The 26,061-nt window shown below is 61.2% G+C and carries 16 protein-coding genes and 1 riboswitch; of the genes, 6 read left to right on the forward strand and 10 right to left on the reverse strand.

The features are described 5' to 3' along the window. Positions 1-100: 100 nt before the first annotated feature. From A9404_RS07120 to A9404_RS07130, 3 genes are all read left to right on the forward strand, one after another. Positions 101-331 carry a hypothetical protein gene (locus A9404_RS07120; RefSeq protein ID WP_066099599.1) on the forward strand — a complete coding sequence of 77 codons (231 nt, stop codon included), beginning with the start codon at positions 101-103 and terminating at the stop codon, positions 329-331. 179 nt (positions 332-510) lie between these two features. Beyond that, entirely contained in the window at positions 511-3,963 is a 3,453-nt protein-coding gene (gene mfd / locus A9404_RS07125) for a transcription-repair coupling factor (protein ID WP_066099601.1), read from the forward strand. Further along, complete coding sequence (locus tag A9404_RS07130; RefSeq protein WP_066099602.1) at positions 3,960-4,415, forward strand: RDD family protein; 456 nt, start codon at positions 3,960-3,962, stop codon at positions 4,413-4,415. The genes mfd and A9404_RS07130 overlap by 4 nt, the downstream gene beginning before the upstream one ends. Positions 4,416-4,467: 52 nt before the next feature. Here the strand turns inward: A9404_RS07130 and recD are convergent, their stop codons facing one another. The 4 genes from recD to ppx all read right to left on the reverse strand — a co-directional run bounded on the left by recD (position 4,468) and on the right by ppx (position 13,512). Further along, entirely contained in the window at positions 4,468-6,627 is a 2,160-nt protein-coding gene (recD, locus tag A9404_RS07135) for an exodeoxyribonuclease V subunit alpha (protein ID WP_197490298.1), read from the reverse strand. Continuing rightward, positions 6,624-10,496, reverse strand: a complete 3,873-nt coding sequence (recB, locus tag A9404_RS07140; RefSeq protein ID WP_197490299.1) for an exodeoxyribonuclease V subunit beta — start codon at positions 10,494-10,496, stop codon at positions 6,624-6,626. The genes recD and recB overlap by 4 nt, the downstream gene beginning before the upstream one ends. A gap of 163 nt (positions 10,497-10,659) precedes the next feature. Continuing rightward, positions 10,660-11,760, reverse strand: coding sequence for a porin (locus A9404_RS07145; RefSeq protein ID WP_156521274.1), 1,101 nt, complete (start codon positions 11,758-11,760; stop codon positions 10,660-10,662). Between the two features lie 237 nt (positions 11,761-11,997). Beyond that, positions 11,998-13,512, reverse strand: coding sequence for an exopolyphosphatase (gene ppx, locus A9404_RS07150; RefSeq protein ID WP_066099605.1), 1,515 nt, complete (start codon positions 13,510-13,512; stop codon positions 11,998-12,000). A gap of 195 nt (positions 13,513-13,707) precedes the next feature. Between ppx and A9404_RS07155 the strand changes: the two genes are divergently transcribed. Further along, positions 13,708-15,546: a GGDEF domain-containing protein gene (locus A9404_RS07155; RefSeq protein ID WP_066099607.1), complete on the forward strand. Its 1,839-nt coding sequence runs from the start codon at positions 13,708-13,710 to the stop codon at positions 15,544-15,546. Positions 15,547-15,661: 115 nt separating this feature from the next. On the opposite strand, the gene fba is transcribed toward A9404_RS07155, so the two are convergent. From fba to A9404_RS07185, 6 genes are all read right to left on the reverse strand, one after another. Continuing rightward, positions 15,662-16,726: a class II fructose-bisphosphate aldolase gene (fba, locus tag A9404_RS07160; RefSeq protein ID WP_066099610.1), complete on the reverse strand. Its 1,065-nt coding sequence runs from the start codon at positions 16,724-16,726 to the stop codon at positions 15,662-15,664. 93 nt (positions 16,727-16,819) lie between these two features. Continuing rightward, positions 16,820-18,295, reverse strand: a complete 1,476-nt coding sequence (pyk, locus tag A9404_RS07165) for a pyruvate kinase (RefSeq protein ID WP_066099611.1) — start codon at positions 18,293-18,295, stop codon at positions 16,820-16,822. Positions 18,296-18,304: 9 nt separating this feature from the next. After that, positions 18,305-19,504, reverse strand: coding sequence for a phosphoglycerate kinase (locus A9404_RS07170; RefSeq protein WP_066099613.1), 1,200 nt, complete (start codon positions 19,502-19,504; stop codon positions 18,305-18,307). A 147-nt stretch (positions 19,505-19,651) separates the two neighbouring features. Continuing rightward, on the reverse strand, positions 19,652-20,647 hold the full coding sequence (gap, locus tag A9404_RS07175) for a type I glyceraldehyde-3-phosphate dehydrogenase (protein ID WP_066099614.1): 996 nt from the start codon (positions 20,645-20,647) through the stop codon (positions 19,652-19,654). Between the two features lie 101 nt (positions 20,648-20,748). Beyond that, the gene (gene tkt, locus A9404_RS07180) at positions 20,749-22,737 is read right to left on the reverse strand and encodes a transketolase (protein WP_066099616.1); all 1,989 of its coding nucleotides are present in this window, start codon (positions 22,735-22,737) and stop codon (positions 20,749-20,751) included. Between the two features lie 206 nt (positions 22,738-22,943). Further along, positions 22,944-23,498, reverse strand: coding sequence for a thioredoxin family protein (locus tag A9404_RS07185; protein WP_066099618.1), 555 nt, complete (start codon positions 23,496-23,498; stop codon positions 22,944-22,946). Between the two features lie 240 nt (positions 23,499-23,738). Between A9404_RS07185 and A9404_RS07190 the strand changes: the two genes are divergently transcribed. Next, positions 23,739-24,584, forward strand: a complete 846-nt coding sequence (locus tag A9404_RS07190; protein WP_066099620.1) for a phosphate/phosphite/phosphonate ABC transporter substrate-binding protein — start codon at positions 23,739-23,741, stop codon at positions 24,582-24,584. Positions 24,585-24,697: 113 nt separating this feature from the next. Next, a complete protein-coding gene (metK, locus tag A9404_RS07195) occupies positions 24,698-25,870 on the forward strand; it encodes a methionine adenosyltransferase (RefSeq protein ID WP_066099622.1) in 1,173 nt (390 codons plus the stop codon). Between the two features lie 85 nt (positions 25,871-25,955). Beyond that, positions 25,956-26,041, forward strand: a riboswitch (S-adenosyl-L-homocysteine riboswitch). The last annotated feature ends 20 nt before the right edge of the window (positions 26,042-26,061 follow it).

Consider the following 26,061-nt stretch of genomic DNA (forward strand, 5'->3'; position numbering starts at 1 on the left):
ACAGGATCTTGCGCTATAATGAAGGGGAAAACAGGTTGAACCGACTCCGGATTCATCCGGATCGATCGACCCGCTTCCCGCAAGCAGCGAGGTGCACGCCATGATGACCCCACCCTTGAGTTACGCAAATACGCCCGTGGCCGATGGTGCGCTGACGCCGAGCAACAGCCAGAATCCGAACTACCCCTCCGCGCAAACGCGCAACGCGCCGGTCGAGCCACAGACCCCCTACCGCGTATCCAGCCCGGAACAGGTCGCCGCAACCGCACGGCAATCGGCGCCACCGTTCGTGGGCCAGTTGCCTGGACAATTGGTCGACGTTCACGCCTGAGCCTGAAACAAAAGCCCAGAAAGAAAAGCCCAGAAAGAAAAGCCCAGGAACAAGGGAGGGGATGATCGCCCACCCTGTTGACGGAACTGCGCCATCGATCGAGTTGCGGGCAAAGCAGATGCGATTCCCGGCATAATGCGCCACAATCATGCCCCGCAATTCCCAGCTGCAAATTTGTTATGGCGCCCTCCAAACCACCTCGAATCGCAATTCCGAAATCGCCGGCTGACCCGCTATTCCTACGCAGCGAATCGACGCTCGGTACCGCCTACACGCTCGCCAATCTGGCGCAAACCAGCGCGCATCCACTGCTGGTCATCGCGCCGGACAGCCGCACGGCGAACGAAATGGCCGAGGCTTTGGCCCTGTTCGACTTTACCAGCAACATATTTCCCGACTGGGAAGTATTGCCCTATGATCGGTTCTCGCCCCATCAGGATCTGATCTCCGACCGACTGGCCCGCCTCTGGCACCTGCCCCGCGAATCACGCGGCATCACGCTGATCGCCGCCCCGACCCTCCTGCAGCGCCTGCCGCCGCCTTCTTTCGTCACCGGGCACAGCTTCCTGCTCAAGGCCGGGGATCGGCTGGATCGCGAAGCCTACCGTCAACAGCTGATCGACGCGGGGTATCTGGCCGTCTCCCAGGTCGCCCAACCCGGCGAGTTCGCCCTGCGCGGTGGCCTGATCGACGTGTTCCCGACCGGCATGACCCAGCCCGTGCGGATCGATTTGTTCGACGACGAGATCGAAACCCTGCGGCTATTCGATCCGGAGACCCAGCGCTCGACCGACCCGGTACCCGAGATCACCCTGCTCCCTGCCCGGGAATACCCCCTGAACGAAACCGGTATCGCCACCTTCCGACGCAATTGGCGTAACCGCTTCGAGGGCGACCCGACCCGGAGCCCGGTATACAAGCAGATCAGCGACGGCCTGGTACCGGCCGGGATCGAAACCTACCTGCCGCTGTTTTTCGACGACACCGTGACCCTCTTCGACTATCTGCCCAAGCAAGCGGCCCTGTTCGTACTGCCGGGCGTCGATCGGGCCATCGAACGCTTCACCACCGAGACCATCGAACGTTATACCCAGCGGGCCGGCGACGTCAGCCACCCCATCCTCAAGCCCGACGAGCTTTATCAGACCGCCGACCAGTACGAAGCGCGCCTCAAGCAGTGGCCGCGGCTGCTCACGTTCCCCGTCGATCATCCCGGTTACCCGCAGGCGATCCGCCTGCCGCATCAGTCCCTGCCGGAACTCGCCAATCCCATGCGCGGGCAGGAAAGCCTGGCCGGACTCCAGGCGTTCAGCCAGACCTTCCCGGGCAGGATCCTGCTGACCGCCGAGAGTCCGGGGCGTCGCGAAGCCTTCGGCGAACAGCTGATCAAGGCCGGCATCCGCGCGCCGGTGTTCGAGCGTCTGACCGACTGGCTGTCGGGCGGCGACCGCTTCGGCCTGCTGGTCACGCCCATCGAACGGGGGGCCATCCTGGCGTTGCCCGATACTGACGCGCCGCTGGCCCTGATCACCGAAACGGACCTGTTCGCCGAACGGGTCGCACAGCGCCGGCGCAGCAGCGTGCGCACCCGCGATGCCGACGCCCTGATCAACAACCTGAACGAGCTGGCGGAAGGCGCACCCGTCGTCCACGAAGAACATGGCGTCGGCCGATTCGGTGGGTTGACGACACTGGCAATGAACGGACTGGAGCAGGAATTCCTGATCCTCGTCTTCGCCGGCGACGACCGCCTCTACGTACCTGTCTCGTCCCTGCACCTGATCTCCCGCTACACCGGCGGGAGCGAGGAAACCGCGCCGCTGCACAAGCTGGGTAGCGGGCAGTGGGAAAAAGCCAAGCGCCGCGCTGCGGAACAGGTTCGCGATGTCGCCGCCGAGCTGCTCGACGTGCATGCGCGCCGGGCGGCGAAGAAAGGTCATGCCCTGCCGACGCCGGCCGAGGAGTATGCCGAATTCGCCAACGCCTTCCCCTTCGAGACCACCGCGGATCAACAGCTCGCCATCGACAGCGTCCTGGCGGACATGGCGCGCGCCCAACCGATGGATCGGGTGGTCTGCGGCGACGTCGGCTTCGGCAAGACGGAAGTCGCCATGCGGGCCGCGTTCATCGCAGTGCAGAACGGGCGTCAGGTCGCCGTGCTCGTGCCGACCACCCTCCTGGCCGAACAGCATCTGCGCAACTTCCGCGACCGGTTTGCGGGCTGGCCTCTGCGCATCGAAGGCCTCTCCCGCCTGCATACGGGCAAGAAGGCCGAGCAGACGCTGACCGACATCGCCGAGGGCAAGGTCGACATCGTCATCGGCACACACAAACTGCTGCGGGACAAGATCGAATTCCACAACCTGGGGCTCGTCATCATCGACGAGGAACAGCGTTTCGGGGTGCGCGACAAGGAGCAGCTCAAGCGGCTGCGTGCCGAGGTCGACCTGCTCACCCTCACCGCCACGCCGATTCCCCGCACGCTGAACATGGCCCTGAGCGGCATCCGCGATCTGTCGATCATCGCCACGCCCCCCCGCGAGCGACTGGCCGTGAAAACCCTGACCCTGCAATGGGACGACGCCCAGATTCGCGAAGCCGTGCAGCGGGAGCTCAAGCGCGGCGGGCAGGTCTATTTCCTGCACAACGAGGTCAAGACCATCGACCGCATGGCCAAGCAACTGGCCGAGCTCATCCCCGAAGTGCGCATCGCCGTCGCCCACGGACAGATGCCCGAACGCGGCCTGGAACAGATCATGGCGGACTTCTACCATCAGCGGTACAACCTGCTGCTCTCGACCACCATCATCGAATCCGGTATCGACATCCATACCGCCAACACCATCATCATCAACCGGGCCGACAAGTTCGGTCTCGCCCAACTGCATCAGCTGCGGGGTCGGGTCGGCCGCTCGCACCATCGCGCCTATGCCTACCTGATCACGCCCGAGCCCGCACAGATGACGGCCGATGCCGTGAAGCGCCTGGATGCCCTGACGGCGCTGGAAGAACTGGGCGTCGGTTTCACCCTGGCCACGCACGATCTGGAGATTCGCGGCGCGGGCGAACTGCTGGGCGAGGGTCAGTCGGGCCAGATGCACGAGGTGGGATACGGCCTGTACATGGATCTGCTCGATCGCGCGGTGCGCGCGCTCAAGTCCGGCAAGGAACCCAACCTGCTGGCGCCGCTGGAACACGTCAATGGCGAGGTCGATCTCGGCCTGCCGGCGCTGATTCCCGCGGATTACGTGCCGGACGTCCACAACCGGCTGATTCTGTACAAGCGTCTGGCCAACTGCACGGAACAGAACGAGATCGATCAGATCAAGGTCGAACTGATCGACCGCTTCGGCCTGTTGCCCGACCCGACACAAACCCTCATCGAAACCCATCGCCTGCGCCTGCGCGCCCGCGATCTCGGCATGCGCAAGCTGGAACTCGCCAGTGGCGGGGGTCGCATCGTCTTCACCGAACACGCGGCGATCGACCCGGTTAAACTCGTGAAGCTCGTGCAGAGCGACCCGCAGAAATTCCGTCTCACGGCGGACACGCTGAAATGGACCGAAACGATGGATGATCTCGCCGCCCGAACCCGCTTCATCGAACGATTGCTCGGGAGCATCGCCCCATGACCGACCGCACAAAGACACCTGCCGAACCTGAATCGGAACCACCGCGCCCGGCGCCGGTATGGAAGCGGGTCGCCGCCCTCTTCTACGACAGCCTGTTCGTCTTTGCCCTGCTGATGCTGGCGACCCTCATCGCCCTGCCCCTGAATCACGGCGAGGCCTTTCCGCAATCGGGCGGGCTGGCCTGGTTGTACCGCGGCTATCTGCTGTTGTGGGTCGGCGCGTATTTCACGCTGTTCTGGTGCATCGGCGGCCAGACGCCGGGCATGAAGGTCTGGCATATTCGCGTCCGGTTCGACGGGCGCGACTGCCTGGGGCGCGCCACGCTACGGTTCCTGGGCGGCCTGCTCTCGATCCTCCTGGCCGGCCTGCCGTTCTGGCTGAGTCAGATCGATCCCGAGCGACGCAGTGTGATCGACCGACGCCTCGGCAGTCGCGTCATTCGCACGCCCTAACTCATCCCACATCGGATACCCGCGCTCCCTCAATTCAACCGGGGAATCGTCCTCAATCCGCACATAATCGTTCCAGCTGCCCTGCGCGTTGCACCCGACGACGCACCCCATCGGCCAGGATCGACAAGGATGGATCCGCATCGGAAGCGACCAGGGTGAAGCGGTCCCTCGCCCGCGTCAGGGCGGTGTAGATCAACTCGCGCGTCAGAATCGGGTTCGGCGCCGCCGGCAGCACGAAGACGGCATGGCCGAACTCAGATCCCTGTGCCTTGTGCACGGTCAAGGCAAACGCGGTTTCGCAGGAAGGCAACCGGTGTGGATTCAACCAGCGAATCGGCGCCGTGGGATCGTCACCGGGGAATGCCACCCGCAGGACCGGCTCGCGGCCCGCATCGTCACGATAGGGCAGCGTCAGGCCGATATCCCCGTTGGCGAGCCGCAATCCGGGCTCGTTCCGGGTCACGAGAATCGGGCGACCGGCATACCAGGCACCCTCGCGCAGACCGAACCCCGGCAATAATCCGGCGCGGTACAGGGCCTGCTCGACCAAAAGGTTGACGCCCTCGACGCCCTGCCGTCCCTGGCGCAATGCACACAGAATCTGCGTCTCCTGGTGCGCGGCGAAGATCGCACGAGCCCAGTCATCCTGCGCCGCCCCAACCATCGACGGCGGTGATTGCACCCGCTTCAGCCAGGTCGATAGCGCCTCGACCGCCAGACGAGTCAGGCCGTGCGCCTGACGGTCATCCGGCAACAGTCCGATCGCCTCGCCCGGCGATGATGCCGCTTGAAGCACCCGACGGGTGGCCGAGGCATCGCCGGCATTGATGGCCCGCGCCAGGGTACCGATGGGACTATCCGGGCCGAAGCGATGGCTGTAGCGCAGCGTCGCGATGGCCTGATCGAGAGAGGCGCCCGGCTCGGCAGCAGCCGGCAGCGATACGCCAACGGTTTGCCGAATCCATTCGACCGTTTCCGCATCATAGGGCATCTTCGCATCGGCGTGGGCACAAAGCGCGCCCAATACGGAACCGGGTTCGACCGACGCCAGCTGATCCCGATCCCCAAGCAGCACCAGCGACGTGTCGGGTGCCAGGGCTGCGAGGGTTCGGGCCATCAGTTCCTGACCGATCATGGACGCCTCGTCGATCACCACGATGTCGGCCGGCAAATAGTTGCCCGCATGATGCACCGGGCGCGGCTGATTCGGTCGAACGCCAATCAGCCGATGCAGGGTTTCGACGGTCTGCGGCAACGTGTCTGCCAGGCGGGGATATGTCTCCGCAAATCGGGGCAGGAGGGTGACGATCTGCGCCTGGATGGACTGTTTCAGACGGGCCGCCGCCTTGCCGGTGGGCGCAGAGAGACGAATCCGCAGCGGCGGTTGCCCGGCGCGGAATGCCAGAATCTGGCGCATCAGAAGCAGCTTGACCACGGTGGTTGTCTTGCCGGTTCCCGGTCCGCCGGTAATGATCGAAAACGGTCGACGAATCGACAGCGCGCAGGCGATTTTCTGCCAATCCGGCTCGGCAGGGTCAACCGACATGGGATCGAACAAGCGATCCAGCACCTCGCGGACATGCCGTACATCCAGGCGAGCCGACTCGGCGGACACCCGTCGACGCACCTGTTCGGCGATGGCCTGCTCCTGCACCCAGTATCGCCGCAGGTACAGGAGACCACCATCCAGCACGAACGGAGGCGCATCGGGCAATATCGACACGCCAGCTGATTCCGGATCACCGATGGTCGGTGGCTGCGGATCTTCAGCCAACGCGACGACGCTACGCGCATCGGCAAGGACGGCCACCCAATCCGCCAAGCGCCAACCCCGCATCAACTGGGCCGGTCGAACAGGCGGAATACCGTCCTCGGGCAGCACGCCCGATTGCGGCGGCATTTTCAGGACGGTATCGGGATCGTCCAGACAGGCGGCCAGATCGAGGCAGACGTGCCCCTGACCGGCCTGATGACTGGTCAGCACGGCGGCGAGGATCACTCGGGCGTCCGTCTCCGGGCACAGCGCCTCAAGCCATCGGCCGACCGCACGATCGACGCGGCGCATCCAACCGGCATCGACCCATTGATCCATCAATATCGCGATCGGCGGCAGCATCGCGTCGCCTGCCCTGTCGTCACCCGCCGCACCCAGTCCCTCCTGGCTCGAGCCCTGAGGCGGGATAAAATCCAGGGACAGCTGCTCGGGACTCATGTCGCCTCCATGGCCAATACGGCCAGCGGATCCGCCCCCGGTGGGACTTCGGATTCACCACCGAGACAGCGATCGATGGCTTCGATCACGGCAACGTCCGGACAATGGGAATAAACGCCACGCCCGGGCGCCGCAACCCCGCGGACGAACAGGTAAAATGCGCCACCCATGTGCCGCGCGTAATCGTAATCGGGCACCCGATCCTGCAGATGCCGGTGAAGCGCTGTCAAATACAGGGCCATCTGCAAATCATAGCGCGCGGCCAACATCGCTTCGGTCAAGCGTTCCTGGGCATAGGCGCCATCCGTCTCACCCAGCCAGTTCGATTTGTAGTCCAGCACGTAATACCGTCCATCGGCCTCGAAAACGAGGTCCATGAACCCCTTCAGCTGACCGGCCACCCACTGGTCGGACAACGGCGGTCTCGGCAAACCGGGATGGAAATGCGCCTGCAAAATGGCATCCAGCGCCGCGACACGCAAGGCGTCCACGGGCAGCCAGAACTCGAGTTCGATCTGGTACCGCCGTAGATCGCGCAGAGGCAGTGGCCCCGAGGCCGAGGGCAACGGCACGGACAGCGACTGCGCAATCAGCTCGGTCAACGGTTCACGCACCTCCGGCGGCGTCGTTTCCAGCCCCTCATCCGCATGGAATAACGTTGCGCAGGTCGCCCGACTGTCGAACCGGCCAAAGCCCTCTGCCCCGGCCACTTCGAACAGACGGTGCATCAACGTACCAAACTCGGGGCCCTTGGGCAGACGACTCAAGATCACGGTTGTCGGATGGGCGGGGCCAGGCGCCGTCGAATCGACCGCCACGGAGTGCGACGACCGGACGGTCGTTTCCTCCATGGATTCATCGACCAGGCTATCCAGACGATTGGCCTGTTCCGGCGTTTCGGGCACGGGCAATGCGGCATGCAGACTGTGCGACAAGCTACTGAAACTCGTGATCTGCCACGGACGAAAGTGCCGGGAACGCGGCGTCAAGGCCGTACCCAAGGGCGAAAGCGGCGCCTCGTAGCGGTCATTCGTTGCGACGGGGGCCGAGACAATCCGAATGTCCGAGCAAGCCGCCCAGTGCGTCAGCGCCTCGTCGAGGGTACGGGGCGGTACCGGACCCGGCGCACCCTCGCCCTGCCGCTCGGTCAGCGCGTCACCAGACGATGCCGATAATCCGAGGAGATAACCCAGCGCCGTTTCCGTCTCGGTGCCTGCCGCCTTCTTGTTGAAGGTCACCGGACCCAGCCCGACCACGCAGGCGGACTCTGCCCGCGTCAGCCCAACATAGATCAGGCGCAACCCCTCGGTCAGCTCATCATGCCGCTGTTCCGCCAGTGCCTGCGGATCCGCGCCCAGGCTCAGCACACGCGCCGACCCCACGTGACGAACCTGGGCCACATCGTCCCGCGACCGTTCGCTGGGCCGGATCAGGCAGAGGTACGGCAGATAGACCAGGGGATACTGCAACCCCTTTGCGGAATGGATCGTCGTGATCTGTACCAGATTCTCGTCCTGCTCGAGCCGCAACTCCTGTTCGGTTTCGTTGGCATCCAGAGCCTGGTGGAATCGCTGCAACAAGGCGTCGATACCGGCAAGCTGCGCCTGTTCACTCTGTGCCCAGTCCGCCAGATGCAGCAGATTCATCAACCGCCGCTCACCGGACACGGTGACCATCGGCCGGGTCAACAACCGTGCCGGAATGTCGTAATCGTGCAGCAGTCGGTAAACGGCGGCCAGGACACCCTGTCGTAGCCACAATGCCCGGTAGGTGAGGAAACGCTCGACCGCCGCATCCAGCGGATCCTCACCGGCCTCCGTCGATCTCAGGGCATCCAATTCCGCCAACGAACGGCAGAACGATCCCGTCGCCAGAGCGCTGCGGATATGGCCCAGGTGGCGCGGATCAGCCATGGCACGGAGCCAGAGCAGGAAATCCGCGGCCTCGGTCGATGCAAACAGGCGATGCCGATCCGACAGGTATACACTGCGCACGCCCCGTTGGCTCAACGCCTGCTGGATCGCCGCCGCCTGCTTGCCGTTGGACACCAGTACCGCGATATCCCGGGGCTGCAACGCCGTCCCGCCCTCCTCGACACCGGAATCGGACGGATAGAACACCGCCTGCCCCCCGGCACCCGCCTGAACACGCCGACAAATGTCGGTGGCGCATCGCGCAGCCATCTCATCGATGAACACAGACACGCCGCAGGGTTCACCCGACAGTGTCCAACCAGTCAGAGGGGGAACATCCTGGCCGTCGATCCGAAGCGTCCGCGCTCGGCCTTTCGCCGCAACAGGAATGAAAGGGAGCGCATTGCCCCCCCCGTCACGGTAGCCGAATGCGCCCCCGGGGCGCGACTCTGCCAGGGAAAAAACCTGATTGACCGCATTGACCAATCCCGGCGTCGACCGGAAGTTGTGTCCCAATGTGTAATGGCGGCCGGTGGTTGCTGTTCTGGCCTTCAGGTAACTCTGGATATCCGCCCCCCGGAATCGGTAAATGGACTGCTTGGGGTCCCCGATCAGGATGACGGTGCCCGAAGGCACCTCGTCCGTGATTCCGTAAATACGATCGAATATCCGGAACTGTAGGGGATCGGTATCCTGGAACTCATCAATCAGCGCAACGGGAAACTGCCGACACAGCGACTGGGCCAGCACATGTCCAGTGGCACCTTCCAACGCGCGATCCAGATTGACCAGCAAATCGTCAAATCCCATCTGTCCCTGCGTCTGCAGCATTACGCCGACCCGATGCCGGACCCACAAAGCGGCATGCGCAAACAGTGCCAGACGCATTTCCTCATCGAGTTCACCGGTTTGCCGCACTGCCCCATGCCAGGCGGCCACCGCCGACCAGATCGGATGATCCGGCAGCGCGAACCCCTTGTTCAGGCTCGGTCCGGCCAGGAATGCCCGGATCCGGGGATCGAGAGCTTCTCCGGTAGCGGCCCAGGACGCAATGCGTTCAAGCGCCATCGCCAGATCCTGCTCGGTCTTCAACACGCCATGGCTGCGCTTGTTGATGCCCAGGTGCAGTGTGGTCACCAACTCAGACAACGCCGCCGCATCGGCCTGCCAAATCTGACGGGCTGCGGATTCGAGACGCGTGAGCAAGGATTTATGGGCGGTACCGCAGGCAAGAATGGCAGACAGATCGGCATCGCCATCGCTCACAGCGCGGTCGGCCAGCCAGATCGGCGTGTCGTCGCGCACGAGCAGGGATCGCAGACGCCGCAGAAGCGTCTCGGGATCATCCAGCAGACGAGCGGCCAGACGCCGTTGCGCCTCGGGCAATCCATACACGTGAATGCGCCAATAATCCTGCACGCAGGTTTCCAGCACCGGAGTCATATCGGTCAAGAGCGTCTGCGCGTACAGACTCCGGCTGTGAAAAGCATGCTCGATCAGCATCCGCTGGCACCAGCCATGAATGGTGAAGATCGCTGCTTCATCCATCCAGTCCGCCGCTTTTGCCAACCGCGCGGCGGCAATTCGACGGTCCTGCCCGTTGGGATAATCCCCTCGAAGCGTCAGAAGCAGCGGATCGACATCGGCAGGAATGGATGAATCCGGAGCGGCAAAGAGCTGTGCCGCCACATGCAGACGCGCGCGAATGCGTTCTCTGAGTTCGTCGGCCGCGGCCTGCGTAAAGGTTGCGACCAAAATCTGCGGAGGCATCAGCGGTTCAGGTTCTGCGTCGGAACAGCGGTCATGACCAAGGATTAAGCGGAGATAGAGCACCGCAATGGTATAGGTCTTACCGGTACCGGCACTCGCCTCGATCAGGCGGCAATTCGAGAGCGGAAAGTCGAGAGCACCCAATTCCTGGCTGCCCTCGACCGGGGGAATCTGATGAGCAGACACGCGTCGAGCACCTGTGACCTGGAACCATAAAGCTCGATCATACCCAAAATGACGTATTGGAAACGACGGGATTCCATCCGGCGTTTCCAATGCCCACGAAAAAGGCCCCCGAAGGGGCCTTGACTCTATTGTTGGCGATGACCTGACTCAGGTCAGCCGAACCTTAGAACTTGTGCTGGATACCCAGAGAGACGGAGGACGTCTTCAGGCCGCTGGAAGAAGCGGTACCAACCGGGAAGCTGTAGTCGTGACCACCGCCCATGATGGTGTAAGTGCCATTGGTATCGTTGCTGGTCTGACCGTAGACAGCGTAAACGCTGGTCTGCTTGCTCAGCTTGTAGTCGTAACCAACGGCCCACAGGTCACCACCGGTGTTGGTGGTGCCGCTGAAGCTGTCAGCCTTGTAGTACTGGGCCTTGATGGTGTTTGCACCGAAGCTGTATGCCGCGCCAACGCCATAGGTCTTCAGATCCTTGCCGGAAGTGAAGCCAACGTTCTTGGCATCCATGTACAGACCCATGATCTTGAAGCCGGCGATCTTGTAGTTCGCGCCCAGACGGTAGGCGTCGGTGCTGCGAGAAACACCAGCAGCATTCGGACCACCATGACGACGGGTTTCATACGCTGCATCCAGACCGAAGCCGGCGATGCTGTAAGAAGCGTTCATGCTCCAAGCGTTGGAGTTGTTGTAGTACGGAGCAGTCTTGGCTGACGGCGGGTTGGTGTAGTAGCTGTCGTTTGCAGCCCAGCTGTTGATGTAGGCAACCATGGCCTTGAAGCCGGCCAGATCAGGCGTGGCATAGGCCAAAACCTGGGACGGACGCAGATCGAAGCCGGTGGTGCCGATGATGTTACGAGAGTCAGCAACGGTGTCGCCGAACAGATCGTACTTACGACCCATCATCTTCATCGGGGTGTCGTGACGACCGGTGATGACGGTACCGAAAGCGCCGGTAGCACCGATGAAGGTGTTACGCTGACCGCCCAGGCCACCTGCAGAAGCGCCGGTAGAAGCGTTCTGACCCGCGTCGATGCCGGTTTCGTACTGATAAATGATGGACAGGCTGTCGTTGATCTTCTCTTTGCCCTTGATACCGATGCGGGAAGAGTTGGATGAGAAACCGCCAGTGGTAGCAGCGTGGTTGTCACCGCCAACGAAATCGTAGGATACGTGGAACTTGCCGTACAGGGTGGTGTCGGCCATAGCGGCGGCCGGAGCAACCAGGGCTGCGGCGACTGCGAATGCGATGATATTCTTTTTCATCCGATCGATCTCCAATGAGTTTTGAGATTACAAGATTCCCCAGCAATCTGGGTACCCCGGCAATAGTAGCCGGATGTCGGATTGACACAAGCCGCAACGAACTTTTTTACAACAAGCCGACTATTTTTTGTTGCTGCATTGCAACACGCAGAACGCTCGCGCCCCATTAGCGCGCACCAGAATCACGCTCTATCCCCATTCGGCAGCAATTGTCACCCGGCCCGCGCATGGGCGGCTTCACAGATACTCGAGTTCGAAATCCACCATTTCCAGGTAACCGCGCTCCAGCTCGAGATCCATGGCCGTCAAGGGATGCGCTTCCAGCCAACCCTCCGGAAACCGGATACTGAGCGACTGCTTTTTCGCCTGCAGCTTCAAATTCGGCACATGGGAGCGCAGCGATCGATCCCGATGAAGCAGCACCGCGAGGCGAAGAACCACTGCCAAGCGGACCACCTGCCCGCGTAGGCTTTCCTCGACCATTTCGAAACGCTGCGGCTTCATTTTGCGCCGATGGACATGCACCAGACTGGCGATAATGGTTTGCGCGGCGCGGGTCAATCCCGGCATATCGGCGTAATTCAGTATGTACGCGCCATGATGGTGATAACCGGAATGACTGACGGCCAGACCGATTTCGTGAAGACGCGCGGCGATTTCCAACCAGACCGAGTAGCGCGGTGCCTCGATTGCATCCGGGGCACTGCGCAGATCCCAGGCATCCGCCACCTGACCGAACAGCATCCGCGCGGAACGCGCCACGCGATCGGCATGGGCCATGTCAATGGTGAACAGGTGCTGCAGGCGCTGCACGGTGGCGGCCCGGATGTCGTCATGATCGCTACGGTCCAGCCAGTCGTAGACCAGGCCTTCTCTCAGCGCACCGTCGCTGATATGCATCCGCTCGATTTCCAGCGCGGAGAACACGGCCTGCATGGCAATCAATCCGCCCACGAATACCGGCTTGCGATCCTCCGACAGCCCGGCCAGATCCAGCTTATCGAGTGACCCTGCCTTGAGCACCGCCGCATGAATCTGAGCCAACCCCTCGGCGGTAATGCTGCCGTCCCCCCAACCGTTGGCCTCCGCGACGGCGGCTAGAGATCGGGCCGTTCCGGAGCTGCCCACGGCACGCGCCCAGCCCACATCGAGATACGCCCCCTTATAGGGACTCAGTTCGAGCTCGGCCCGCGTCTTCGCTCGGGCGAGTCGCGAAGCGGAGAACACACCATCGGAAAAGAACTCCCGCATCAAGGCGACACAACCGATCGGAGCGCTTTCCATCTTATCCGGGGTCGTTCCACGGCCCAGAATGAGCTCGGTCGATCCGCCACCGATATCCACGACCAACCGAACACCATCGATCGGAATGTCGCTCTGCGCAACCCCCAGATACACGAGTCGGGCCTCTTCCCTGCCCGCAATGATCTCAATGGGGTGTCCGATCGCCTTTTCGCCCCGTCTTATGAATTCAGCCCCATTTTTTGCCGCGCGCAACGTATTCGTTCCCACGATACGTACGCTGCCCCGGGGCATGCCGGCCAATCGCTGTCCGAAGCGAGTCAGGCTGGCCAGGCCTCGTTCAATGGCTTCCTCAGAAAGATATCCGTCCTCTTGCAAGCCGCCGGCCAGACGGACCATGTCCTTCATCCGATCCACGACCTGCACTTGTCCAGCATGAATCCGGGCCACCAGCATGTGAAAACTGTTGGACCCGAGGTCAACGGCGGCTACCAGCGTTTCGTCTTGCATGTTTTGTATCCGAGGATCTGTATGACCCACGCATTATCGCCATCGTTGCGCATCGAAACAATTTCAATGCACGCGGCGCCACTACTTGATCGAAGCATTCATGAGTCTGTCATGCCGAAAGCGCACTATAAAATCGATCTAATAACACCCACCTGCCAGCCGATCCCTTTGCATGGCGCATAGGGGGGATATGTGATGCGCGACAAAACCTTACTCCCCGCTCATTCTGCCGAGACTCGGTTCATCCCGCACAGTGCGCCCCCTCGCCAGATGGCGGACGCTGCCACGCGCATAGACCAACTGATCGCCCGTCGACGCATTGCGATTGCCTTTCAACCCTTCATCGACGTCATGAGCCACGTAATCCATGGCTACGAGGCCCTTGGCCGACCGCCTGTGGACGCCGGTTTCTCCGACATCTCCGAGCTGCTCTCGATCGCCTCGGCAACCGATCGACGCCTCCAACTCGAGTGCCATCTCGTCGCGCGCGCCATCGATCGGTTCATGACATTGGATTTACCCGGTCGACTGTTTGTCAATCTGTCCCCGGAGTGCCTGGGTCACCCCGATTTTTCGGTCGACAATCTACTCGCCTGTCTCCAGACGCAGGGCCTGGCCTACACCCGGCTGGTCGTCGAATTGACCGAACAGCATTACAGCAACTTCCCCCACGTGCTACAAGCCAACCTCGACCGGCTGCGCAAGCTGGGCATATCCCTAGCATTGGATGATTTTGCAGCCGGCTACAACGGCATGCTTCATTGGATGGATCAGCAGCCCGAAATCGTCAAGATCGATCGCAAGATGCTCAGCGACATCGACAAGTTGCCCAAGAAATATCGATTCGTTCGTTCCGTCGTCCATCTTGCCAAGGAGTCCGGGGCCCATGTCATCGCGGAGGGCATCGAGACCCCCTCGGAAGCCGGCGTCTTGACGGAACTCGGTGTCGACTTCCTGCAAGGCTACCTGTTCGGCAAGCCGGCAACGGAACCCTTGCGGAACATCGAACCCGAAATCCTCGGTCATCTTGTCAGCTATCGACAGGCACAACGGACGCAACAGGGCCTGATCCGCACGCTGATCCAGCCTGCACGCAGCGTTCAGCACACGACCCGCCTGGATACGGTCATGGACCTATTTCTCTCGAGCCCGGAACTCCGCGCCCTGCCTGTACTCGATGGGGAGTCCCCCGTCGGTATTGCCTGGCGGCATGATCTGATGAACCTCTACGCCAGCCCCTACGGACGACCACTGAACGAACGTCGGTCGATCAGTCGCCTGATGGATCGACGGCCCGTCATCGTCGATGAATCTGAATCGCTCACGGTATTGAGCCGACGACTCAGTGAGCGCGATCATCGAAGCTTTCACGACGTCTTCATCATTACCCGCGGTCGCGCCTATGCCGGCATCGGTCAACTGATCGACCTGCTTCGTCTGTACACGACCCAGCAGGTGCGTCAGGCACAACACCTCAACCCCCTCAGCGGCCTCCCCGGTAACGTCCCCTTGAACGAGACGCTCGAATCCTGGCTAGCCGAACGACAACCCTTCGCTCTGGTGTATGTCGATCTCGATCATTTCAAGGCCATCAACGACCATTACGGGTATCAGCGGGGCGATCAGGTGCTCCTGATGCTGAGCCAGATACTCAAGGACCATACCCATCCAGCGCGTGACTTTCTCGGCCATATCGGCGGTGACGACTTCGTCATCCTCTATCGCACCACGGACTGGCGCGCATACTGCGACGAAATCATCCGTCAGTTCGACGCCCGGATCCCCGCATTCTACGATCCCGAGGATCAGCAACGCGGCTCGATCGGCACAGCCGACCGCGATGGAAACCCCAGGCAGTACCCGATCTGCAGCGTGACGCTGGCTGCACTGAATCTCGGGGATGATCAGGTCCCCAACAGTCACTTGCTGACAGAGCAAATCAGTGCCATCAAATCCCGGGCCAAGCAACGTCAGGGCAGCAATCTGCTCGTCGAAACTTTGCATGACTGCCGCCGACCGGTCACACGAATCTGATCGGATATTGCGATCTGCCGCATCAGGGCCCATACAACAAAAAAACCCGCCACAAGAGCGGGTTTTATACTTGTCGCACCGGGGTTCTGCCTCGGCGCGTACGGATTTACGCGGGTTACTTGACCTGCTGCTTCAGGCTGCCTGACGCATAACGCTTGTGCATCTCGTCGAGGTTGATCGCGGTGATCTTGGAGGCCATGCCGGCGGAGCCGAATGCTTCGTAACGTGCCTGGCAGATGCCCTTCATGGCCTTGGTGGCTTCCTTGAAGAACTTGCGCGGGTCGAAGTTGGCCGGGTTGTCGTGCAGGTGCTTACGAATGGCACCGGTGCTCGCCATACGCAGGTCGGTATCGATGTTGACCTTGCGCACGCCGTGCTTGATGCCTTCAACGATTTCCTCAACCGGTACGCCATAGGTCTGACCCATGTCGCCGCCGTAGTTGTTGATGATTTCCAGCCAGTCTTCCGGTACGGAAGATGAACCGTGCATCACGAGGTGCGTGTTCGGAATCCGGGCATGGATTTCCTTGACGCGGTCGATGCGCAGCACCTTGCCGGTCGGCTTCTGAGTGAACTTGTAGGCGCCGTGGCTGGTACCGATGGCGATGGCCAGGGCATCAACGTCCGTCTTCTTGACGAAGTCGGCAGCCTCTTCCGGATCGGTCAGCAGCATGGAGTGGTCGAGTTCCTCGTCGGAACCGTGACCGTCTTCCTCACCCATCTTGCCGGTTTCGAGCGAGCCCAGGCAGCCCAGTTCGCCTTCAACGGAAACACCGCCGGAGTGCGCCATTTCGACGACCTTGCGGGTCACGTCGACGTTGTACTCGTAGGTGGACGGGGTCTTCATGTCGGACATCAGGGAACCGTCCATCATGACCGAGCTGAAGCCGGACTGGATGGCACGCAGGCAGACGCCCGGATCCGCACCGTGATCCTGGTGCATGACCACCGGGATGTGCGGATACATTTCTACCGCCGCCATGACGAGGTGACGCAGGAACGGCTCGCCCGCGTAGGAACGAGCGCCCGCGGAACCCTGCAGGATGACCGGGCTATCGCACGCGTCAGCGGCCTGCATGATCGCGTGGATCTGCTCCATGTTGTTGACGTTGAATGCGGGCATGCCATAGCTGTTTTCAGCCGCATGATCCAACAATTGACGCAAGGAAATAAGTGCCATCTAGCCTCTCCAGTTAGGTAAAAAACAAAACGAAATCAGATAAATAATCTCAGAGCACCGTGTTGCCGGCAAATCGCCTTGCGATCACGGCAATCAATCTGCGTTGATGATATCCCCGACGCGCACGATCTTCATCGCGTTGGTGCCGCCCATCTCGCCCATCAGGTCGCCCTTCGTGATGATTACGAGATCACCCTCATCCAGACGCTCCATCTGGATCAACGCCTCGATGACCAGTCGATTCACCTCGGCATGATCCGTGGACGAATACGGGAAATGCACTGCCTGAACCCCACGGTACAGCGCCACGCGGCGTGCTGCAACTTCGCTGCGCGTGAAGGCATAAATGGGAATATCGGTATTGACGCGGGACATCCACAACGGGGTTGCGCCCGACTCGGTCAAGGCGACAATGGCGCCCACCGAGAGGTGATTCGCCGTATAGATTGCCGAATAGGCAATCGCCTGATCGATCCGCTCAAAGGGGATATCCAGCGGCGGTTGGCCCCGCTTCGCTTCGATCTGGTATTCGGCCCGATGACAGATGCGCGCCATGGTTTCGACGACGCGAACCGGGTGCTTGCCCGCGGCCGTTTCGGCCGAGAGCATCACCGCATCCGTGCCATCCAGAACCGCGTTGGCCACGTCGAACACCTCGGCCCGGGTCGGGATCGGATTGGTGATCATCGTTTCCATCATCTGGGTCGCTGTGATCACCGGACGGTTCATGTCCCGCGCCATGCGAATGAAAGCCTTCTGCACCGCAGGCAACTCGGCGTCGCCGATTTCCACACCGAGATCGCCACGCGCGATCATGATGGCATCGGAGGCCTGGATGATGTCCCGAATGCTGTCGATCGCTTCTGCGCGCTCGATCTTCGCCACGATGTGGGCCGTGCAACCCGCTTCCTGCAGCAATCGGCGAGCTTCATGGATGTCCTCACCGGTGCGCGGGAAGGAGACGGCGATGTAATCGACACCGATCTGGGCTGCCGTCTTGATATCGTCGCGATCTTTTTCGGTGATCGCGGGTGCCGACAAGCCGCCGCCCTGACGGTTGATCCCCTTGTTGTTGGACAACTCGCCGCCAACGACCACTTTCGTCTGAATCTTGTTGCCGACGACGCTTTCGACCTGCAGCACGATCCGGCCATCGTCCAACAAGAGAATGTCACCCGGCTTCGAATCAGTGACCAATGCCTTGTAGGTGATACCGACGGCCTGCTCATCCCCGGCATCCCGATCCATATCGGCATCCAGCGTAAACATTGCACCATCGGCGAGTTCGACCTTGCCGGTCTTGAATCGATCGATACGAATCTTTGGCCCCTGGAGGTCCCCCAGGATCGATACGAATCGCCCGTGCTTGCGTGCCGCTTCGCGGACCATGTCGGCACGGTTCTGATGATCGGCAGCCTTGCCGTGCGAGAAGTTCAAGCGAACGACGTCCACACCGGCACGCACCAGTTCTTCGATGACTTGCGGATTGTCGCTTGCAGGCCCCAATGTCGCCACAATCTTGGTGCGACGCGTTGAAGACAAATAACCCGGCGTATTCGAGGGGTGCATGGGTATTCCTTAAGCTTTGGCGCGTTGTTCGAGGATGGCTACGGCAGGCAGGGTCTTACCCTCGAGATACTCGAGGAATGCACCGCCAGCGGTAGAGATATAGCTTACTTTATCGTAAATATCGTACTTCTGAATGGCCGCGATCGTATCGCCACCACCCGCCAGCGTAAACGCACTCGTATTGGCGATCGCATCGGCGATCGTCTTGGTGCCTGCGCCGAATTGATCGTACTCGAACACGCCCACGGGACCGTTCCACACGACCGTACCCGCCTTCATGATGATTTCGGCCAGCTCGTTGGCGGACTTGGGACCGATATCGAAGATCATGTCGTCATCGGCCACGCCGTCCACGGCCTTGAGAACGGCCGGGGTGTTTTCCTTGCCGGGCAGGAACGGGAGTTCGGTACCCACGACCACGTCGACGGCGACGGGAATCGTCGCACCGCGCGCACTCATTTTCTCCATGAGCGAAGTTGCGGTCGGTACGAGATCGTCCTCGCACAGGGATTTACCCACATTGTGACCCGCCGCCTTGATGAAGGTATTGGCAATACCACCGCCGACAACCAGCTGATCGACCTTCTCGGAAAGCGCCTCGAGGACGGTCAACTTGGTGGAGACTTTTGAGCCGCCGACGATGGCGACCATCGGACGCGCCGGATTGGCCAGCGCCTTGTCCAGGGCTTCGAGTTCTTCGGCGAGGAGAATGCCCGCACAGGCAACCGGTGCAAATTTGGCGATGCCGTGCGTGGACCCTTCAGCACGGTGGGCCGTACCGAAAGCGTCCATGACGAACACATCGCACAGCGCGGCATATTTCTTCGCAGTTTCGTCGACGTTCTTCTTTTCACCCACATTGAAGCGAACGTTTTCCAGCAGGACGACTTCACCCGGGGCCACGTCGAATCCACCATCGACCCAGTCCTTGATCAGTCGGACCTTCTGGCCCAGCTTGGCACTCATGTCGGCTGCTACGGGTGCCAGGGAGTTCTCTTCGGAATAGACGCCTTCTTCCGGACGCCCCAGATGCGAGGTCACCATGACTTTTGCGCCGGCCTTCACACAATGCTGAATCGTGGCCAGGGAGGCGGCGATACGCGCATCGGAAGTCACCTTGCCGTCTTTGACAGGCACGTTCAGATCTGCACGGATGAAGACATGCTTGCCCGCAAGATCCAGATCGGTCATACGAAGAAAATTAGCCATGGAATGAGCTCCTGAACAGTTTTGAAGTGGTTTGGTTTGCGGGGTCGCAAACCAAACGACTTACTGGAACGGAATAGGGCCGCGCTGTCAGGTAGGCGCGGCCTTTGGGGATCGGTCACGGAGCATTCCGGGACCGCCGTCTCCGGATTAACCGATGACTTTGACCATCCGCATCAGGTTGCTGGTATAACCGTATTCGTTGTCATACCAGGAAACGATCTTGACGAAGGTGGGATCCAGCTGGATACCGGCCTTGGAGTCGAATACCGAGGGCTGGCCAACACCACGGAAATCGGTGGATACCACAGATTCGTCGGTGTAACCCAGAACGCCCTTGAGCGCGCCTTCGGAAGCGGACTTCATCGCCGCGCAGATGTCGGCGTAGGTGGTTTCCTTGTTCAGCTCGACGGTCAGGTCGACAACGGACACATCGGACGTCGGCACACGGAAGGCCATGCCGGTCAGCTTGCCGTTCAGTTCCGGCAGAACCACGCCCACCGCCTTGGCCGCACCTGTTGAGGACGGGATGATGTTTTCCAGAATACCGCGACCGCCGCGCCAGTCTTTGGCCGAAGGGCCGTCGACGGTCTTCTGGGTTGCCGTGGCAGCGTGAACGGTCGTCATCAGACCACGCTTGATACCGAAGTTGTCGTTCAGCACCTTGGCGACCGGCGCCAGGCAGTTGGTGGTGCAGGACGCGGCGGAAACGATGGTCTGGCCCGCGTAGGTGTCATGGTTGACGCCATACACGAACATCGGCGTGTCGTCCTTGGACGGCGCGCTCTGAATGACCTTCTTGGCACCGGCCTGGATGTGTGCCTGGCAGGTGTCCTTGGTCAGGAAGAAACCGGTTGACTCGATCACGATGTCCGCGCCCGCTTCGTCCCACTTCAGGTTGGCCGGGTCACGCTCGGCCGTCAGGCGAATGCGCTTGCCGTTGACAACGAGGAAGTTGCCGTCGACGGATACGTCACCGTCGAAGCGACCGTGCACGGAATCATACTTCAGCATGTATGCCAGATAGTCGGCATCCAGCAAGTCGTTGATGGCAACCACTTCGATTTCCGGGAAGTCTTTTGCGGCCGCACGAAACACCATCCGACCAATCCGGCCGAACCCATTGATACCTACTTTGATTGTCATTGGATACCCCTGTTACTCACACTTGAATTATTCAGGATCGGTGCACCATGGCGCCCGATCCTTTTTTTATTTTGGCTTTCGCCGCTCGCTACGCGCCTGACTTAGAGCAGGCTCTGCGCGGTCGCGACGACGTTGTCGACGGTGAAGCCGAACATCTTGAACAACTCGCCTGCCGGTGCAGACTCGCCGAACGTGTCGATCCCGACGACCTTGCCGTCGAAGCCCACGTACTTGCCCCAGAAACCAGTCACGCCCGCCTCAACGGCGACGCGCGCACGGACAGACTTCGGCAGAACGGACTCGCGGTAGGCTTCGTCCTGGGCATCGAACACCTCGGTGCACGGCATGGAGACGACGCGAACCTTCTTGCCGGCCAGTTTCTCGGCGGCCGCAGTGGCCAAAGAGACTTCGGAACCGGTCGCGATCAGGATCAGATCCGGTGTACCGTCGCAATCGCGCAGGATATAACCACCGCGGGCGATGTTGGCGATCTGCTCGGGTGTGCGCGGCTGGTGCGCCAGGTTCTGACGGGAGAAGATCAGGGTGCTGGGCGCATCGCGACGCAGGGCTGCCGCCTTCCAGGCCACGGCCGATTCGACCGCGTCACAGGGACGCCAGGTGTTCATGCGCGGAATCATGCGCAGGGTGGCAATCTGCTCGACCGGCTGGTGGGTCGGGCCGTCTTCACCCAGACCGATGGAATCGTGGGTATAGACGAAGATCGAACCGATCTTCATCAGCGCCGCCATGCGAATCGCGTTACGGGCGTATTCTGAGAACATCAGGAAGGTCGCGGCGAACGGCATGAAACCGCCATGCAGCACCATACCGTTCATGATCGCGGACATGCCGAACTCACGCACGCCGTAATGGATGTAGTTGGCGTCGCTCTCGGTCGCGGTCACGGCGCGGCAGCCTTTCCAGGTCGTCAGGTTGGACGGCGCCAGGTCGGCGGAACCGCCCACCAGTTCCGGCAGCATGCCGGCCAGTGCGGTGATGCTGTTCTGGGAAGCCTTGCGGGAAGCGATGGTTTCGCCCTTCGCGGCCACGTCCTGGATGAAGGCATCCATCTTGGCGGTGAAATCGGCAGGCAGTTCGCCAGCCAGACGACGCTTCAGTTCGGCTGCTTCGGCCGGGTAATCCTTCGCGTAGGCTGCCATGGCGGCATTCCACTCGGCTTCCTGCTGGGCGCCCTTCTCGGTCGCATCCCAGCCGGCATAGACTTCAGCCGGAATGACGAAGGGCTCGTGGTGCCAGCCCAGGTTTTCGCGGGTCGCCTTGACTTCGGCCTCGCCCAGTGCGGCACCGTGGCAGTCGTGCGTACCACAGAGGTTCGGCGCACCGAAACCGATCACGGTCTTGGTGCAGATCAGGGTCGGCTTGTCGTTGACCGAGCGGGCTTCACGGATAGCCGCATCGATGGCTTCTGCATCATGACCGTCGACGTCGCGTACGACATGCCAGCCGTAGGCTTCGAAACGCTTGGGCGTATCGTCGGTGAACCAGCCTTCGACGTGACCGTCGATGGAGATACCGTTGTCGTCGTAGAACGCGATCAGCTTGCCCAGACCCAGCGTGCCCGCCAGCGAGCAGGCCTCATGGGAGATCCCCTCCATCATGCAGCCATCGCCCAGGAAGCAGTAGGTGTAATGATCGACGATGTTGTGCCCCGGCTTGTTGAACTGGCCGGCCAGCATCTTTTCCGCCAGCGCGAAACCGACGGCATTGGTAATGCCCTGACCCAGCGGGCCCGTGGTGGTTTCCACGCCCGGGGTGTAGCCGTACTCCGGATGTCCCGGGGTCTTGGAGTGCAGCTGACGGAAGTTCTTGAGCTCATCCATCGGCAGTTCGTAGCCGGAGAGGTGCAGCAGAGAATAGATCAGCATCGAGCCATGACCGTTGGACAGGACGAACCGGTCCCGATCGGGCCATTGCGGGTTCTTGGGGTTGTGCTTGAGGTAACCGTTCCACAGAACCTCTGCGATGTCCGCCATACCCATCGGCGCGCCGGGATGTCCGGAATTTGCCTTTTGCACGGCGTCCATGCTCAGGGCACGGATCGCATTGGCCAGTTCTCTACGCGTAGACATAAGTCTCTCCACAGTGAAGTTTCAAAGGTAAATAAAATCGGCAGAACCGGCCCTGCCCTCTGATCACGGGCAAGACCAAAACGGCTCTTTCTGTATTCAAAACTTTTTCCATTGTCACCGCAAACGGCCCGAATGGCAACCAAGCCCGATGCCCACATTTCATGAGGAATTGCGCCTGCGGCCATTTCCCATAAGCAGACAGGGCCTCACGGCCGCCACTTGATCGAGCACCCAATCGACGGCCATTGCTCGGCTGGCCCGACCCCAGTTTCCGCGACGATTTTCATGGCTTCGAACAGCTCTCTCGGCGCCTCGGGAAGTGACTGACGACCGGAGGCATCCAGTCGTCCCCGGTATTGCAGCCGCAGGTCTGCGTTGTAGCCGAAGAAGTCCGGCGTACACACGGCACCATAAGCCTTGGCAACCATTTGAGTCTCATCGATCAGATAGGGAAAGTCGAACCCGTATTCCCGAGCCACTCGGCGCATGTGTTCGGGCCGATCCTCCGGGTAGTCGGTTGGATCGTTCGACATGATCGCAACGCTATTCACCCCCAGATCTTTCAGATCGCGCGTATCCCGCACGATGCGATCCAGCACGGCCTGAACATAGGGGCAATGATTGCAGATGAACATCACGAGCAACCCCCGGGGGCCGCGCAAATCCGATAGCTGCCACATCCGGCCGCTTTCGGCATCCGGGAGGATAAAATCGGGGGCCGGATGATTAAATTCGCCTATAGGGGTTGCAATACTTACCATTGGACAAGCTCCGGATTTTAATTTTTAGTGGCGCAGCAGGACACGGGCGCGCAGGTAGCGCAGGGCGAAGCATCTCTCGCCGACCATCTCGCTCAATCACACAGGAAGAAATTACAGAAATAGCGTAGACGCCGCCAAGCTTTACTGTCGCAGCCGGCACACCGCGGCATACCAAGGACAGATCGAGATCAACGGACGTCAAATCGAGAATAGAACCAAAATAAAACCAAGGAAACCACCATGCGGATCATGTTTTTCAACCGCCACACCGGCGCATCGCGCCGAGCCGGGGCAACACTCAAGATCGCCGCACTGCTGTCCGGCCTGTTCTTCTCCCTACTCGCCTCCGGCGCAGAAGCCGCGCTCAAGTTTGCCATCCCGCCCTTCCTGCCGCAGGCCGAGGAGGAGCATGTTTTCGCGCCTCTGGTAGAACACCTGAGCAAGCAAATCGGCACCCCCATGGAAATCGTGACCTTCCCCAACTTCCTCGCTTTCTGGCAGGCCACGCGGACCGGCTCCCCCTTCGATATCGCCCTCGACTCCGCCCCCGTCAGCGACTTCCGGGTTCAAAGACAACACTGGCACATCATCGCCAAACTCAATGGCACCGTGACCCAATCCCTGGTGACCGGCCCCAAGGAAGTCATCCTCGATCCGGCCGAGCTCATCAACAAGAAAATAGCCGTCCAGCCCACGCCATCCGTCAGCGCTCTGACCCTCTATCAACTGTTCCCCAATCCCGTTCAGCAACCCATACTGGTCTTCAAGGACTCCAACCGGGAAGCCGCCGAAGCTGCGCTCTCAGGTGAAGTCGCCGCAGCGATCATCCCAACCCCGATTGCCGCGGGCTACCCGTCGCTCAATCTGGTCACCACGACCAAACCGATCCCATTCCTCGCCGTGAGCGTGAGTCCGGACGTCCCGGCATCGGTCGTCAGCGCGCTACGAAAGGCGCTTATCGATCTGGACACGACACCGCAAGGGAAAGAACTGCTCAAACAATCCCAGCTTCGTGCCTTCGAAACGGCCAACGACCGCGAATATGCCGGCGACAGCAAGCTGCTCGAGGGCACCTTCGGCTATTGATCGACACACAGGCCGGGTGATGTTCGCCAAAAAACATCTCCGGGCCTGCTAGACTTCGCGAATCGCGACCCGGCATAACGGGCGCCCTTCAACTGCCCAAGGACCACAGAATCATGAGCGCGCACAGCGATCACACCCATCTCTTTACCTCCGAATCCGTCGCCGAAGGCCACCCCGACAAAATCGCAGACCAGATCAGCGACGCCGTTCTGGATGCCATCCTGAGAAAGGACCCCAAGGCACGCGTTGCCTGCGAGACGCTGGTCAAGACCGGGTTTGTCGTCCTGGCAGGCGAGGTGACGACATCGGCCTGGGTCGATGTGGATGAGCTGGTGCGGCGCGTCATCGTCGATATCGGTTACGACAGCTCCGACCTCGGGTTCGACGGCCGAACCTGCGGCGTGCTGAATGCGATCGGCAAGCAGTCGTCGGACATCGCCCAGGGCGTGGACCGCCTGGTAGCCGAAGAACAAGGGGCCGGGGACCAGGGCCTGATGTTCGGTTACGCCACCAACGAAACGGACGTGCTGATGCCCGCGCCGATCACTTACGCACATCGCCTGGTTCAACGTCAGGCGGAAGTGCGCAAGAGTGGCGAGCTGTCCTGGCTGCGCCCGGACGCCAAATCCCAGGTCACCTTCCGCTATCGAAACGGCAAACCCGTCGGCATCGATGCGGTCGTCCTGTCGACGCAGCACGCACCGGGTGTCGATCAATCGATGCTCCACGAAGCCGTGATGGAAACCATCATCAAACCGACCTTGCCCGCCGAATGGCTGGACGAACAGACCAAGTACCATATCAACCCAACGGGTATCTTCGTCATCGGCGGCCCGGTCGGCGACTGTGGTCTGACCGGACGCAAGATCATCGTCGATACCTACGGCGGCATGGCACGCCATGGCGGGGGTGCCTTCTCCGGCAAGGATCCGTCGAAGGTCGACCGCTCGGCCGCCTACGCCGGTCGGTATGTCGCCAAGAACATCGTGGCTGCCGGGCTGGCCGATCGCTGCGAAATCCAGGTTTCCTACGCCATCGGCGTGGCCGAGCCCACCTCGATCAGCATCGATACTTTCGGCACCGGAAAGATCCCCGATCACCGGATCCGCGATCTGGTCCGCACGCATTTCGACCTGCGCCCCTACGGCATCGTCAAGATGCTCGACCTGATCCGGCCGATCTACCAGAAAACGGCAGCCTACGGTCATTTCGGCCGCGAAGACGCCGACTTCACCTGGGAGCGCACCGACAAGGCCGACGCCCTGCGGGCGGACGCCGGTCTCTAACCCGGTTCGCAATCGACATCCGCAGCACAGCCGAACCCAAACCCGCGAACACGACGAGTTTTCGGCTATAATCGCAGCCGCTGTGCACCCCAAGGAGCGCTGCAACCCGGTCCCGACGACCGGATCAGGCTTGGGGCGCAAGACTCATGAATTCAACGGCGCTCTCAAATCCTGCCCGCCCGGCGGGCTAT

Origin of the sequence: Halothiobacillus diazotrophicus, from assembly GCF_001663815.1 — a bacterium.
GTDB classification, from domain to species: domain Bacteria; phylum Pseudomonadota; class Gammaproteobacteria; order Halothiobacillales; family Halothiobacillaceae; genus Halothiobacillus; species Halothiobacillus diazotrophicus.

Excerpts from the sequence above, each read along its gene's own strand:
- A9404_RS07130 (WP_066099602.1), top strand. The coding sequence starts at position 3,960 with ATGACCGACCGCACAAAGACACCTGCCGAACCTGAATCGGAACCACCG.
- A9404_RS07120 (WP_066099599.1), top strand. The coding sequence starts at position 101 with ATGATGACCCCACCCTTGAGTTACGCAAATACGCCCGTGGCCGATGGT.
- A9404_RS07145 (WP_156521274.1), bottom strand. The coding sequence starts at position 11,760 with ATGAAAAAGAATATCATCGCATTCGCAGTCGCCGCAGCCCTGGTTGCT.
- mfd (WP_066099601.1), top strand. The coding sequence starts at position 511 with ATGGCGCCCTCCAAACCACCTCGAATCGCAATTCCGAAATCGCCGGCT.
- recD (WP_197490298.1), bottom strand. The coding sequence starts at position 6,627 with ATGAGTCCCGAGCAGCTGTCCCTGGATTTTATCCCGCCTCAGGGCTCG.
- A9404_RS07170 (WP_066099613.1), bottom strand. The coding sequence starts at position 19,504 with ATGGCTAATTTTCTTCGTATGACCGATCTGGATCTTGCGGGCAAGCAT.
- A9404_RS07185 (WP_066099618.1), bottom strand. The coding sequence starts at position 23,498 with ATGGTAAGTATTGCAACCCCTATAGGCGAATTTAATCATCCGGCCCCC.
- A9404_RS07190 (WP_066099620.1), top strand. The coding sequence starts at position 23,739 with ATGCGGATCATGTTTTTCAACCGCCACACCGGCGCATCGCGCCGAGCC.
- tkt (WP_066099616.1), bottom strand. The coding sequence starts at position 22,737 with ATGTCTACGCGTAGAGAACTGGCCAATGCGATCCGTGCCCTGAGCATG.
- metK (WP_066099622.1), top strand. The coding sequence starts at position 24,698 with ATGAGCGCGCACAGCGATCACACCCATCTCTTTACCTCCGAATCCGTC.
- fba (WP_066099610.1), bottom strand. The coding sequence starts at position 16,726 with ATGGCACTTATTTCCTTGCGTCAATTGTTGGATCATGCGGCTGAAAAC.
- ppx (WP_066099605.1), bottom strand. The coding sequence starts at position 13,512 with ATGCAAGACGAAACGCTGGTAGCCGCCGTTGACCTCGGGTCCAACAGT.
- A9404_RS07155 (WP_066099607.1), top strand. The coding sequence starts at position 13,708 with ATGCGCGACAAAACCTTACTCCCCGCTCATTCTGCCGAGACTCGGTTC.
- pyk (WP_066099611.1), bottom strand. The coding sequence starts at position 18,295 with ATGCACCCCTCGAATACGCCGGGTTATTTGTCTTCAACGCGTCGCACC.
- gap (WP_066099614.1), bottom strand. The coding sequence starts at position 20,647 with ATGACAATCAAAGTAGGTATCAATGGGTTCGGCCGGATTGGTCGGATG.